Annotated in this window: 9 protein-coding genes; 6 read left to right on the top strand and 3 right to left on the bottom strand. The window is 60.6% G+C overall.

All coding sequences use genetic code 11. The annotated features are described in order from the left end of the window. The first annotated feature begins 52 nt into the window (after nt 1-52). The 6 genes from nusA (at nt 53) to EPD60_RS06915 (ending at nt 11,156) form a co-directional block, all read left to right on the top strand. Nucleotides 53-1,300 carry a transcription termination factor NusA gene (nusA, locus tag EPD60_RS06940; RefSeq protein WP_131448231.1) on the top strand — a complete coding sequence of 416 codons (1,248 nt, stop codon included), beginning with the start codon at nt 53-55 and terminating at the stop codon, nt 1,298-1,300. A 167-nt stretch (nt 1,301-1,467) separates the two neighbouring features. After that, nucleotides 1,468-4,578: a translation initiation factor IF-2 gene (gene infB, locus EPD60_RS06935; protein WP_131448229.1), complete on the top strand. Its 3,111-nt coding sequence runs from the start codon at nt 1,468-1,470 to the stop codon at nt 4,576-4,578. 438 nt (nt 4,579-5,016) lie between these two features. Continuing rightward, nucleotides 5,017-6,378, top strand: a complete 1,362-nt coding sequence (locus EPD60_RS06930) for a peptidylprolyl isomerase (protein ID WP_165871448.1) — start codon at nt 5,017-5,019, stop codon at nt 6,376-6,378. Between the two features lie 152 nt (nt 6,379-6,530). Then, a complete protein-coding gene (locus EPD60_RS06925; RefSeq protein WP_131448225.1) occupies nt 6,531-8,375 on the top strand; it encodes a PAS domain-containing sensor histidine kinase in 1,845 nt (614 codons plus the stop codon). A gap of 333 nt (nt 8,376-8,708) precedes the next feature. Beyond that, on the top strand, nt 8,709-10,556 hold the full coding sequence (locus EPD60_RS06920) for an amidophosphoribosyltransferase (RefSeq protein WP_131448223.1): 1,848 nt from the start codon (nt 8,709-8,711) through the stop codon (nt 10,554-10,556). A gap of 105 nt (nt 10,557-10,661) precedes the next feature. Next, nucleotides 10,662-11,156: a SixA phosphatase family protein gene (locus tag EPD60_RS06915; protein WP_131448221.1), complete on the top strand. Its 495-nt coding sequence runs from the start codon at nt 10,662-10,664 to the stop codon at nt 11,154-11,156. Between the two features lie 79 nt (nt 11,157-11,235). On the opposite strand, the gene EPD60_RS06910 is transcribed toward EPD60_RS06915, so the two are convergent. The 3 genes from EPD60_RS06910 to EPD60_RS06900 form a co-directional block, all read right to left on the bottom strand. Next, complete coding sequence (locus EPD60_RS06910) at nt 11,236-11,637, bottom strand: hypothetical protein (RefSeq protein ID WP_131448219.1); 402 nt, start codon at nt 11,635-11,637, stop codon at nt 11,236-11,238. A 50-nt stretch (nt 11,638-11,687) separates the two neighbouring features. Further along, a complete protein-coding gene (locus EPD60_RS06905) occupies nt 11,688-12,584 on the bottom strand; it encodes a DMT family transporter (protein WP_131448217.1) in 897 nt (298 codons plus the stop codon). 239 nt (nt 12,585-12,823) lie between these two features. Continuing rightward, nucleotides 12,824-13,933, bottom strand: coding sequence for a glycosyltransferase (locus EPD60_RS06900; protein WP_131448215.1), 1,110 nt, complete (start codon nt 13,931-13,933; stop codon nt 12,824-12,826). Nucleotides 13,934-14,140 lie beyond the last annotated feature (207 nt).

Genomic DNA, 14,140 nt, shown 5'->3' with positions numbered 1-14,140 from the left:
GCCAGCGCTCACGGCTTTAGGTTGACGGCTCACGGAAAAAAACCAGAATTGTATGGCAAGCATCAACCTGATTGAAGCGTTCCAGGAGTTCAAAGACGCCGAAAATATTGACCGCCCCACCCTCATGCGGGTCGTGGAGGACGTATTCCGCACCCTGCTGCGCAAAAAGTACGGCTCCGACGAAACCTTCGACGTGATCGTGAACGCGGAAAAAGGTGACCTCGAGATCTTCCGCCGCCGCACCATCGTGGAAGACGGCGATATCTACAACACCCTCGAGGAGATCGAATACTCCGACGCCATCAAGATCGAGCCCGACTACTCCGTCGGCGAAGAACTTTATGAAGAGGTGAACCTCGAAGACTTCGGCCGCCGCGCCATCCTCGCCGCCAAGCAAACGCTGGCATCGCGGATCGCAGACCTGAAGAAAGCCATCCTCGCCAAAAAATACGGCGACCGCATCGGCGAGATCATCTCCGCCGAGGTATACCAGGTGTGGAAGAAGGAAGTGCTCCTCCTCGACGAGGAAGGCAACGAGCTCATCCTCCCCAAGAGCGAGCAGATCCCGCAGGACTACTTCAAGAAGGGCGAATCCATCCGCTCCGTAGTGCGTAAGGTGGACATGAAGAACAACAACCCCGTCATCATTCTTTCGCGCACCGCCCCCGAGTTCCTGGCCAAGCTGCTCGAGATCGAGGTGCCGGAGATCTTCGACGGTCTCATTGTTATCAAGAAGATCGTGCGCGACCCGGGTGAGCGCGCCAAGGTGGCCGTCGAGTCCTACGACGACCGCATCGACCCCGTGGGCGCCTGCGTGGGTATGAAAGGCTCCCGCATCCACGGCATCGTTCGCGAGCTGAAGAACGAGAACATCGACGTCATCAACTGGACGGCCAACATCCAGCTGCTGATCCAGCGCTCGCTGACGCCCGCCCGGATCACCTCCATGGAGATCGACAACGAAGGCAAGCGCGCTTCCGTTTACCTGAAGCCCGACCAGGTGTCGCTGGCCATCGGCCGCCGCGGCGTCAACATCAAGCTGGCCTGTGAATTGACAGGCTATGACATCGACGTCTACCGCGATAACGAAGGCGAGACCGAGGAGTTCGATATCGACCTGGAAGAGTTCAGCGATGAGGTGGAGCCCTGGATCATCGAGGCGCTCAAGAAGGTGGGCTGCGATACCGCCCGCTCCGTGCTCGATCTCAGCCTGGAGGAGCTCGAGCGCCGCACCGACCTTGAAAAAGAAACGATCACCGACCTGCGCAAGATCCTGCAGGCCGAGTTTGATCGCGGCTAAGCTTGGACAGGCTCAGCCTGACAGTTATTTGTCAGGCTAACCTTGCCGAGGCCCGCCTGTCACCCTGAGCTTGCCGAAGGGCACATGCACCAAGGGTTACCTTTTCGGAAAACACGAATTGAAAAAGGTAACCGACAAGTAGAGACGATTTGTTATAAAAAATATTAATGGCAGAAATTCAAACACCCAGGTTAATGGCTGCGGCCAAGGAGTTCAACATCGGTAAAGATACACTGGTGGAATTCCTGGCGGCAAAAGGTTTCAACCGCGACGACCTGAAACCCACGGCCAAATTGACCGAAGACATGTACCGCGCCTTGCAGCAGGAGTTCAACTCCGACAAGGTGGCGAAGCACAAGGCCGAGCAGATCGACCTTCCGAAGGGCGCCATCGCCGAGGCGAAGAAGCGCAAGGAGGAAGAAGATGTGATGGCCAAGCAGCGCGAGGAGCGCGCCAAGACCGCGCCCAAAGCGGAGGCCCCTGCTCCCGAGGCACCCAAGGCAGCCCCCGCGGCCGAATGGCCGGCACCTGCCGCTCCGAAGGCGGAGCCGGCACCCGCGCCCGCACCCGTGGCTGAAGCGCCCAAGGCGGAGCCGGCACCCGCTCCTGCTCCCGCTCCGGAAGCCCCGGCACCCGCACCCGTAGCGGAAGTACCCGCGCCCGCCCCGGAACCCGAGGCACCCGCAAAGGCCGACCCGGCACCGGAAGCCCCGGCGCCCGCCCCCGCTACGCCGACTATCGGCCCCAAGATCCTCGGCACCGTCGACCTGTCGGCTATCGACTCCTCTACCCGCCCCAAGAAAGGCGCGGCGAAGAAGGAAGAGCCCGCGGCACCGGCAAAGCCCGCCGAGGCACCGGCAACGCCGGCCCCTGTAGCCGAAACGCCGGCTCCTACAGCCGAAACACCGGCACCGCAGCCGGTAGCCGAAGCGCCCAAAGCTGAAGCGCCTAAGGCCAAGGTCCTGAAAGTGGAAACACCGGCAAAAGCCGAAACACCCGCCCCCGTTGCCGAGGCCCCCAAAGCCGAAGAGCCGAAGGCGGAAGCCGAACCCCCGGCACCCGTTATCGAGAACATCCGCGCCGAGAAGCTCGAAGGCCCCAAGATCCTGGGCAAGATCGAACTGCCGGTGGATAATGATACCCGTCCGAAGCCGGACGAGAAGCGCAAGCGCAACCGCATTCCCATCAAGAAAGCACCCGATACCCCGCCCCGTCCGGGAGCAGGCGTCAGCGGAGCCCAGGGTTCCGGCGGCGGTCGCTTTACTGTTACCCGCCCCGGCGAGGGCAGCCGCGGCCGCACGGGCAACCAGCCCGGGCAGCGCGGTGGCCGCGGACCCGGTGGTCGTCGCGACGACCCCAACCGCCAGATCGACGACAACGAGATCAAGCGCAAAATCCAGGAAACACAGGCACGCCTTGCCGGCGGCGGCAAGAAGCTGAGCAAAGCCCAGCGCAAAAAGCGCTTCGGCAGCAGCGGCGGCGGCGACGAAATGGATGGCCACGAGGACAACAAGCTGCAGGTAACCGAGTTCATCTCGGTAAGCGAGCTCGCCAACCTGATGGACGTTTCCTTCGCCGAAGTGATCTCGAAGTGTATGGGGCTTGGCATCATGGTGTCCATCAACCAGCGCCTCGACGCCGAGGTGATCGAGCTGGTGGCCTCCGAATTCGGCTACGACGTCGAATTCATCGATATGGAAAAGCAACTCGAAATGGACGAGGAGGAAGAAGCCGACGAGGCCGAAGACCTCAAGCCGCGTTCGCCCATCGTGACCATCATGGGTCACGTGGACCACGGTAAGACCTCGCTCCTCGACTATATCCGGAATGCGACCGTAGTAGCCGGTGAGGCCGGTGGTATCACCCAGCACATCGGTGCCTACCAGGTGCATCTTCCGAATGGCAAGGACATCACCTTCCTCGATACCCCGGGTCACGAAGCGTTTACCGCCATGCGTGCCCGCGGTGCCAAGGTGACGGACATCGCCGTCATCGTGATCGCGGCCGACGACGCCATCATGCCCCAGACGCGTGAAGCCATCAGCCACGCCCAGGCCGCCGGTGTTCCGATGATCTTCGCCATCAACAAGATCGATAAGGACGGCGCCAACCCCACCAAGATCTACGAGCAGCTCGCACAGATGAACCTGCTGGTGGAAAGCTGGGGTGGTAAATACCAGAGCCAGGAGCTCTCGGCCAAGAAAGGCATCAACGTAGACCTGCTGCTGGAGAAGATCCTGCTGGAGGCCGAACTGCTCGACCTGAAGGCCAACCCCGACCGCGAAGCTACCGGTAACGTGATCGAAGCCTCCCTCGACAAGGGTCGCGGCTACGTGACCACCGTGCTGGTGCAGAACGGTACGCTCAACAACGGCGACATCGTGGTATCGGGCCAGCACTTCGGCCGCGTGAAGGCGATGTTCAACGAACGCAACAAGAAGATGAAGGACGCCGGCCCCTCGGTGCCGGTGGTGATCCTCGGTCTCAACGGCGCTCCCCAGGCCGGTGAGAAATTCAAGGTATACGAAGACGAAGCCGAAGCAAAAGAGGTGGCCAACCGCCGCGCCCAGATCCTGCGCGAGCAGGGCATGCGCGCCAAGAAGCACATCACCCTCGGCGAAATCGGCCGTCGTATTGCCCTGGGTACCTTCAAGGAACTCAAGGTCATCATCAAGGGCGACGTGGACGGATCGGTGGAAGCACTGTCCGACTCGATGCAGAAGCAGTCGACCGAAGAGATCCTGGTATCCGTCATCCACAAGGGTGTGGGCCAGATCAACGAGAGCGACGTGTCGCTGGCAGAAGCCTCCGACGCCCTCATCATCGGCTTCAACGTACGTCCCTCGGTGCAGGCCAACCGCCTCGCCGAAGGCGCCGGTATCGAGATCAAGACCTACTCGGTTATCTACTCCGCCATCGACGACCTGCGCTCCGCCATGGAGGGCATGCTCGAACCGAAGACGCAGGAGAAGATCGTGGCCAACGTGGAGATCCGCGAGGTGTTCAAGTTCGACAAGGCCACCGTTGCCGGTTGCGTTGTACTGGACGGCCGCATCAAGCGCGACAACAAGATCCGCATCATCCGCGACGGCATCGTGGTGTACCCCACCGGCGAGGGCGTGAACGCGGAACTGGGCTCCCTGAAGCGTTACAAAGACGACGTGAAGGAAGTGCTCATGGGCATGGAGTGCGGTCTGACGATCAAGAACTACAACGACATCAAGCCTGGCGATATCGTAGAAGCCTACGAGCTCGAGGAAGTGAAGCGTACGCTGTAAGAATATCGGATAACGATCAAGGAATAACGAATATCGAAATGAGACCCCGCCGCCGCGGGGTCTTTTTAGTTGAAAGAAAGCTGCATCCCGGAGGGATGCTCGTTTTTCAGCCCGGCATGCAATGCCGGGTAAATGCGGTCCGGAACGCAACAACGCATCCGGAGGGATGCGCGTTAACAGAGGCTGCGGGGTTCCGGGAACGGCGGGACAACGTGCATGCCTCCGGCATGCCGAATAATGCCGGCCATTTTTCTTTCCCGGCATTGCATGCCCGGCTAAGGAGCGTGCATCCCTCCGGGATGCTTTGTTACCATTAATCGGTACGCACATCTACTCCTTTCTCTGGGGAAGGCTCGGGTAAGGGCGCGCAAACAAATGTTAATCTACCACAGCCCCGGCCGTTTCCGCGCCCGATACCCTATTTTTGACGCTACGCGTATGAAAAAGTCTTTCCTCGTTCTTTGTTCCTTCCTCCTGGCGGCAGCGGCCTTTGCCCAGCCCCGCAAGCAGGTCGGCGACCGCATCATCGGTGTGGTGGGCGACCGCATCATCCTCGAATCCGACATCCGCAACGCCATTGCCGATGCCCAGCGCCAGGGCCAGGAAGTGCCTGCCGGCGCCGACTGCTCCATCATCGAGCAGGCCCTCGTGTCGAAGCTCCTTATGCTCCAGGCCGAGCGCGACTCCCTCAAGCTTGATGACAATGAAGTGGAATCCGAGCTCGACCAGCGGATCCGTCACTTTATCCGTGTTTACGGCACCCAGGAAGAACTGGAGCGTATCGCCGGCAAGACCATCTACCAGATCAAGGACGATGGCCGCGAATCCGTGCGCGAAAACAAGCTCGCCCAGATGATGCAGCGTAAGATCGTGGAGAACGTGCGCATCACCCCCACCGAAGTAGGCAACTACTTCAACCGCATCCCCAAAGACAGTCTGCCCTTCTTCGAGAGCGAACTCGAGATCGGCCAGATCATCGTATACCCGAAGCCTTCCAAAGACCTAGAGGCCTACGTCATCTCCGAAATGAACAGCCTCCGCAGCCGCATCGCCAGCAAGCAGATCTCCTTTGAGCAGGCGGTTAAGGAAGTGTCGGAAGACCCCGGCTCCAAAGACCGTGGCGGCCAGTACCAGATCAACCGCACCGACAAGAGCTGGGACCCGGCCTTCGTTGCCGCGGCCTTCCGCCTCAAGGAAGGGGAGATCTCCAACGTGGTGCGCTCCAAATCGGGCTTCCACCTCATCCAGCTGATGTCGCGCACCGGCGACGACGCCATCGTGCGCCACATCCTCCGCAAGGCACCGGTAACCGAGATCGAGCTAAACGCCGGTATGTCCAAGCTCGACTCCGTACGTGCCCGCCTCATTGCCGGAACCATCGACTTTGCCACTGCCGCCGGCCGCTACAGCGACGATGAGGCCGCCAAGTTCCAGGGTCCCTATATCCAGGGCCGCAACGGCACCTACGTGACCATCGACGAGCTCGACAAGGAAGTGGTGGCCCAGCTCGGCCGCCTCAAGGTAGGCGAGTACTCCCAGCCGGCCGTCTTCACCAACGAGCGCAGCGACAAAGGCGTGCGCCTCATCTACCTGAAGACCCGCACCGAGCCGCACCGCATGAACCTGAAGGACGACTACAACCGCATTGCGCAGTCGGCCCTCGAGGAAAAGAAAATGAATACCCTCGAGAAGTGGCTCAACGATCACCTCGGCGACCATTACGTGATGGTGGATCCGGCGATGAACCACTGCAGCCGCATCCAGCGCTGGACGCAGGCGCAAAAGGTAGCCAGCAAATAAAGTTTCCCACCCCGACCACCGCGTCGGGGTTTTTTTATCCCCGCATCCGGCGCCTCCCACCGACAGGCTGCGGGACCCAGCCGTAATATTAACCACGGCCTTGCATTCTGCCTACCTTTGTGGCTCTTCCAATTTTGTATCCCGTGAACCCGATGCCTGCCCCTACAATATTGCCCCCGGCTGGGCAGCATGCCTTCATCCTGCAACAGCTCGATGATGTCATCGTCACCGCCGACCTCGACTTCCACGTGCGCTCGCTTAACGCGGCCGCCGTGCGTCATTTCGGCATCGACCCGGATGGGGCGGTCGGCTGCCGTATTTCCGAACTGGTTGCCTTCGAATACAGCCCGGCCGAGCCGCTCGAGGCCATCAAGGCGCAGGTGGCCACCACCGGGCGCTGGCAGGGCGAGCTCCCCTTCGCCGGCCGCGACGGGCAGCGTCACTACTTCTGGTTTACGCTCACTTTTCTTCCCGGTGCCGACGGGCGGCCCGAAGGCATCCTGGTTATCGGCCGCGACCGCACCGCCGAGCGCATCGCCGAACAGAACCTGCACCGCAAGGAACGCTTCTACCGCGGCCTCATCGCCGACGCCCTCGACGGCATCCTGCTCATGGACGTGTCCGGCCGCATCACCTTCGCATCACCCTCCATCAAGCATGTGCTGGGCTACGACTATGCCGAGGTGCTGGGCAAATGGGCGTTCGACTTTGTGCATCCCGAGGATCATTCGAAAGCTTCGGAAGCTTTTATGCGTGAGGTGAACCAGAATGCCGAAATCAAATTCATCAACGTGCGCCTCCGTCGCAAGGACGGGCCCTGGCTGTGGTGCCTCGTGCGGGGTAATAACCTGCTGGCCAATCCCAGCGTCGGCGGCATCGCCATTTATTTCCACGACGACTCGCAGCGCAAGGAGGCCTCCGAAGCCCTGAAAGCAAGTGAGCAGCGCTTCCGCCTGCTGGTACGCAATATCCAGAGCGGGGTAATGATGTTCAATGTCAACGGCGTGATCGAAACCTGCAATGAGGCCGCCACCCGCATCCTGGGCCTGCCCCCCGAAACCCTCATGGGAACCGCGTTGCCCGCTGCCGCCTGGGGCGTCATCAGCGAGCACGGCGCTCCCATTACCCCCGACCAGCTGCCCGCGCTCCGCGCCATCCGTACCGGCCAGCCGGTGCGCAACTTCGTTATGGGGCACCTGCATCCCGTCACCGGCCGCCGCATCTGGCTGCTGGTGAATGCCGATCCCGTTTTCGACGAGCAGCAGGTGCTTCAATATGTGATTGCATCCTTTGCCGACATCAGCGAGCGCAAGGCGCTCGAAGACCGCCTCCTCGCCGAGCAGATCAGCCACCAGCGGCAGCTCACCCAGGCCACGATCGACTCTTCCGAAAGAGAACGCACCGAGATCGGCAAGGAGCTCCACGACAATATCGGCCAGCAGCTTACCACCATCAAGCTGTACCTCGATCTCGCCAAGGCCACCGCCGACGAAGAAACCCTCGAGATGGTGGCCCTTGCCAACCGCAACATCTCCGACGTCATCAACGAGATCCGCGCCCTTTGCCGCAACCTTATCCCCTCCACGCTCGGCGACCTCGGCCTCGAAGAGTCGATCAACGACCTCGTATACACCATCACCCGCACGCAGCACCTGCGCATCCGCTTCAGCTGCGAGGGCTTCGACGAAGAGTCGGTGCCCGACAACCGCAAGCTGATGTTCTTCCGCATCCTGCAGGAACAGCTGAATAACATCGTAAAGCACGCCGGCGCCACCCGCGTCGACATCACCCTGGGCCGCGAAGGCGGCACCGCCTTCCTCCGCGTTGCCGACGACGGCAAAGGCTTCGATCCCGCCAGCGTACGCCGCGGCCTCGGCCTTACCAATATGGAAAACCGCGCAGGGATGTTCGGCGGCACCGTCGAAATCCAATCGGTATCGGGCAAAGGAAGTACGATCACCGTTGCCGTACCCCTGCCGGAAGACAGGGGCGCATGAGGCAAGAGCCGGCAGCCGATTAGCACACGAGAGCCTGTCTCCCAATCGCGAGTTTAAGATCCTGATGCTGCGCATCAGGATGACAGGAGTCCGGGTTCCTGAACAGCGGCCCGGGTTGGTATTCCCGAATCCTTGAGCTGCACCGCGGGCCGCCCGCTTGCATCTCTCTGCCGCCTGTCATCCTGACCGCCGGCGATCGGTATCTACCCCCCATCGTTGCTCCGGGAATTATTTAGGGCCACTTCCAACACACTAGCACTCTAGCATATTGCCCCATCAGCACATTCCCCCATTACCCCATTCTCCCGTTACCTTTGCGGCTCATTCACCTTTATGAGCGACGCCATCAAACACGAATGCGGCCTGGCTTTTATCCGTCTTCGTAAGCCCTTCTCCTGGTACCAGCAACGCTACGGAACTGTTTTGTGGGGACTCAACAAGATGTACCTGCTGATGGAAAAGCAGCACAACCGCGGGCAGGACGGTGCCGGCGTAGCCGCGGTAAAGCTGGATGTGGAGCCGGGATATCCGTTCCTGGCGCGTCTTCGGAGCGCCGACAGCGGCGCCATCGCCGACCTCTTCCGGCAGATCGGCCAGGAATACAACGAGCTCCAGAAATTCAACCCCGACGCCACCAATCATCCCGGCCTGCTGAAGGGCCATCTTTCCTTCATGGGTGAATTGCTGCTGGGGCACCTGCGCTACGGCACCCAGGGCCGCAACAACGTCGAATTCTGTCATCCCTTTGTGAAGCGGCATACCGTGCCGGCGCGTAACCTCGCCCTGGCCGGCAACTTCAACCTCGTAAACACCGAGGAGCTCTTCTCGCTCATCGGCCTGGAGCCCGGCGTCTTCCAGAAGCAAAGCGACCTCGCCGCCATGATGGAAGTGCTCCACCACTTCCTGGTGCAGGCCGACGAAGCCGCGCCCGGTGGCACCGACGTGCTCTCCGTGCTCCGCAAAGCCATACCGCTCTTCGACGGTGGCTTCCACGTGGGTGGCCTCACCGGCAACGGCACGGGCTTCGTGTTCCGCGACGCCCACGGCATCCGTCCGTCCTATTATTATATCGATGAAGAAGTGATCGTGGCTGCTTCCGAGCGCGCCGCCATCCGCACCGCCTTCAATGTGGGCGAAAATGAAGTACAGGAACTGCTCCCCGGCCACGCCATCGTGGTATATCCCGACGGACGCTACGTGATCGAAGCCGTGGTGGAACCCAAGGAGCGCAAGGCCTGCTCCTTTGAGCGCATCTACTTCTCGCGCGGATCGGATGAAAAAATTTACAAGGAGCGCCAGCGCCTCGGCTATAACCTGAGCAAGCCGGTGCTCGAGTGCATCGACTACGACCTCAAGAACACCATCTTCTCCTTTATTCCCAACACCGCCGAAGTAGCTTTTTATGGGCTGCTGAAAGGCTGCGAGGATTATCTCAACCAGATCAAGATCGAGCGCATTCAAAGCTGGGGCCGCGATGTGGATCCCGAAAAGCTCCAGGAGATGATCAGCCGCCGGGTGCGGATGGAAAAGATCGCCATCAAGGACGTGAAGATGCGCACCTTCATCACCGAAGACGCGGGCCGCAACGAGATGGTGCAGCACGTATACGACGTTACCTACGGCACTGTGCGCGCGGGTGAAGACACGCTGGTGGTGATCGACGACTCCATCGTGCGGGGCACCACGCTCAAGGAAAGCATCATCCGCATGCTGGCGCGCCTCGAGCCCAAAAAGATCATCGTGGTTTCCTCCTCACCGCAGATCCGCTACCCCGACTGCTACGGCATCGACATGAGCAAGCTTGGTGACTTCATCGCCTTCAATGCCGCCGTGGCCCTGCTGAAAGAGCGCGGGCAGGAAGACCTGCTGCAAAAGCTCTATGACGAATGCGTGGCCCTGCACCAGCGCGGCGACCTGCATACAGTGAACGTCGTGAAGCACCTCTACAAGCCTTTCTCCAACCAGGAGATCACCAACAAGATCGCCGAACTCATCACGCCCGTCGGCCTCAGGATACCGGTGTCGGTCATCTTCCAGACCATCGAAGACCTGCACGAGGCCTGCCCCAACAACCTCGGCGACTGGTACTTCACCGGCAACTATCCCACCCCCGGTGGCAACCGCGTGGTAAACAAAGCTTTCATGAATTACATGGAGGGAAAGAATGCACGCGGTTATTAGTGTGCTGGTATGCGAGTGGGATAGTGTGCTAGTAGTCGGGGCATTGGTTATACGGGTGGCCTTTTATTATTTTAGCATATTAGCACACTAACCCACTAGCACACTATGAAAATATTATTGTTGGTTCGCCACGCCAAAAGTTCCTGGGACGACATCACGATGAAAGACTTCGACCGGCCGCTCAATGAGCGCGGTAAGAAAGATGCGCCCGAGATGGCGGAGCGGGTGAAGGAAAAAGTAAAGGTGGAGCACTTCGTTACAAGCCCGGCAAAGCGGGCACGGCGCACCGCGCGCTTTTTCGCAGAAGCATTCGGGTTTGAAAAAGATGATATCGTAGTGGTGGACCACCTCTACGAGCCCACGGTGCAGGCCTTCGCGGATGCCGTGGCGGCACTGCCCGCCGACAAAAACGTGGTGGCGCTTTTCGCCCACAATCCCGGCATCACCGAATACGTCAACACGCTCACCAATGTGCGGATAGACGATATGCCGACCTGCGCCGTGTTTGCCGTAGGTATGGAAGGAAAAACCTGGGCGGAGTTTGCGACCGCAGAAAAGAAATTCCTCTTCTTCGATTATCCCAAGAACCCTGTGGGTTGATGTTTTGATACTTATGAAAAAGGCTCCCGCGCGGGAGCCTTTTTGTATGGGGAGGGTTAGTGAGTCATGGCAATGCCTTTCACGGGCGGCCCAGGTGCAGGGCCGCGCCGCTGCGTTCGAGCTTCAGCTCGTTGGGGTCGGAGTAGCGCAGGCTCCATGTATTACTGACGGGGGCGAGCTCGTTGTTGCTGTCGTCGAGGCGGAGTTGCAGCGACTGTCCGTCCGGGTGGCGGCGCAGGTCCCAGTTGCCTTCCAGCACCTGCCCGTTGCGGCGTGCGGTGAAGTGTCCGTCGTTGGTGAACTGCAGGCTGTAGGCCGTGAGGTCTGCGGCCGGCACGCCATCGCCCACGCATTCGCGGACCTTCCATTGTCCCATCGTGAGGTAAGCGGCAGTGTTGTCGTTGTAATCTACAGGTTCGGCGCGGCAGCTGAAGAGCGCGCACAGGCAAAGGAGTGCCAACAGGCGGGATGCTGTTTTCATTGGAATGGATTTGCCACCAAGCTATTGCTTTTTTCGAAAAAGAACGAATGTCAGGCTTCGTTTTTTCGCGGCTTCCGCGTTGCCAGGAAAACACCTGCGAAGATGAGTGCGGCCGCGAGTCCTTTTTCCAAAGAGAGTTGCTCGTTGAGAACCAGCGTGGCGATGAACACCGCGAATACCGGCTGCGTATAGATATACGCTCCGGCGGTGCCTGCGCCGAGGTGGCGGATGCCGTAGGCATTGAAGCAGTAGGCCAAAAAGGTGCCGGTGAATACCACGGCCGCCAGGGCCGCCCAATCCGTTGCGGTGAAGATGGTGAAAGGTACTCCGGCGGCCTGCTTCCAGCCGAAAGGAAGCATGAATACGAAGCCGGCGGTGAACACCCAGCGCACCACCTCCAGCGGCGTGTAGCGGGTCATCAGGGGCTTCACGAGAATGAAATACATCGAATAGGAGATAGCGTTGACCAGGATGAGCGCGTCGCCGAGCAGCGGGTTCGGTGCCAGCCTGCTCTGCGCGCCGCCCGCGATGAGCCAGGCCGCGCCCGCCACGCCAAGCAGAAGGCCGGGAACCTGGGTGCGGGTGAGTTTTTCGCGCAGCACCAGCAGGGCAAATAACGTAATGAGCAGGGGTGTCGTCAGCATCAGGAGTGCCGCATGGATGCTGGTGGTGAGCGTGAGCCCGCGGATGAACAGCATCTGGTTGACGGCGACGCCGGTGAGCCCGCAGGCGATGATGCGGCCGATATCGGAGCGTCGCGGCGCCCGCTTGTCGGGCGCCAGCAGCCACAGCAGCCAGAACAGCACGAGGCTGCAGCCTACCCGGTACACATTGAGCCCGAAGGGCGCTACAAGGCGCGGCGTGATCATCTTCACGAAGCTGAAGTTGGCGGCGAAGAAGATATTGGCGGCGAGTACGGCAATGTGGGCCAGCAGGCGGGGGCGCATCGCGTGCAAGATAAGATGCCGGGAAGATGTCAGATGTCAGATCTCGGACGTGCGGCAGTGGCGGCCGCGCTTCCTCATTGCCGTCATTGCGGGAAGGCGTGCGGAGGGAGACGGCGAAGCAATCGTCCACGGGAAGTCTTTGCTGCCCGGCCCGTTGCATTTTTTTACCGCAGGTGTGCTTCGCTGCGGTCGCGATGACGCCTAACAAGGCGCGGGGCCTCGCAATGCATGCTCCCGGCTTACGCCTCCCGGTTCACCTCCAGCCGCGCCAGCAGTTCGTCGATTGCTTCATCAAGATGTTGATGGCCGGAAGCGGTTGGGAGATGGTATGAAAAGCGGCCGGCCGTTGCGAGGGCCTGTTGCAGGCTGAAATCCTTTTGCGGAAGGCAGCAGGCGAACCCGCTTTCCGTGAGGTGTCGGGCGAGGTATTCCTGCTCGGTCTGGCCGGGTGTGGGCACCAGGATGCTGCGTTTGCCGAGTGCCGCGAGATCCATCACGGTGCTGTAGCCGCAGCGCGCCAGCACCAGGGCGGCGCCGGCCAGCGCGGCCTGCAGTTCGGCGGCGGGCAGGTGTCCCACGCGGGTCAGGTTGCCGGAGGTGACGGAAGTTTTATCCCGCGGCTGGCCGCGCACAAGCAGCACCTTGCCCGGAAAATTGGTCAATTGCTGCAGCAGCTGCGCCTCCCATATGCCGCGTTGCGGCTCGGGGCCGGAGAGTACCACCGCGAGGTCGAACAGCGTTGCGGCTTCGGCTTTTTGAAATCGCGAGAGCGGCCCGATGTAGCGCGTAGGCACGGTGGGTAACGGCCCCGGGTGACCGAGAAGTCCGGAAAGCCCCGGCGCCGGCCCGTCGGGTACCCAGCAGGCGCCAAAGCGCCCGATGAGGCGGTAGTGGTAGCGGCGCAACAGGTTGTTGCCAACGCTGCCCAACGGGGTGCGGATGCCCAGTTGATGGGTAATAAAAACCGTGGCCAGGCCGGGATGATGGAGTCCGTAGCGGTTGTCGGAGATAACTGCGTCAATTCCTTGCTGTTGCACGAATCGGGCAAGCCAGCGCCGCTCTGCTTTCGTGGTGCGCGCCAGCCGCGGCAGTTGCTGCAATATTTTCCACATGAGCCCGCCGGCGCTGCGTGCGTAGCGTATTTCGTGGCCCGGGAGCTCGTGGTAGGAGAGGTTGGGAAAAGCCTCCCGCAACACCCCGCCGGAGGCGCCGCTGCCCGCCAGCAGCACCGTGGCGCCGCGCGAAAGCAGGCGGTGGACTATTGGGATACAACGCGTTGCATGACCCAGCCCCCAGTCGAGGGCCGCCACCAGGATGCGCGGTCCGGCCGGTGCGGGGCGGCAGCTCATGTTAAATTTTCCGGGTTTGGTCAACACGCATCATAAAAGGGTGGTAATTTAGTTAGATCAGAAAGCGATACTATGAGAAAACTGTTGGTATATGTGGCATTGTTCTTGACTTTTATCAGTGTGACCAGTTGTAACAGGAACTATTATTCCGGCAGTGGTCGCGGCAGCAAATGCGGCTGTCCGAGTCAACGAGGAATGTAACACATA

Origin of the sequence: Flaviaestuariibacter flavus, assembly GCF_004337505.1 — a bacterium.
GTDB classification, from domain to species: Bacteria; Bacteroidota; Bacteroidia; order Chitinophagales; family Chitinophagaceae; genus Flavisolibacter; species Flavisolibacter flavus.
Note: the sequence above shows the minus strand (reverse complement) of the source record. Positions and strands in the feature narration are given on the sequence as shown.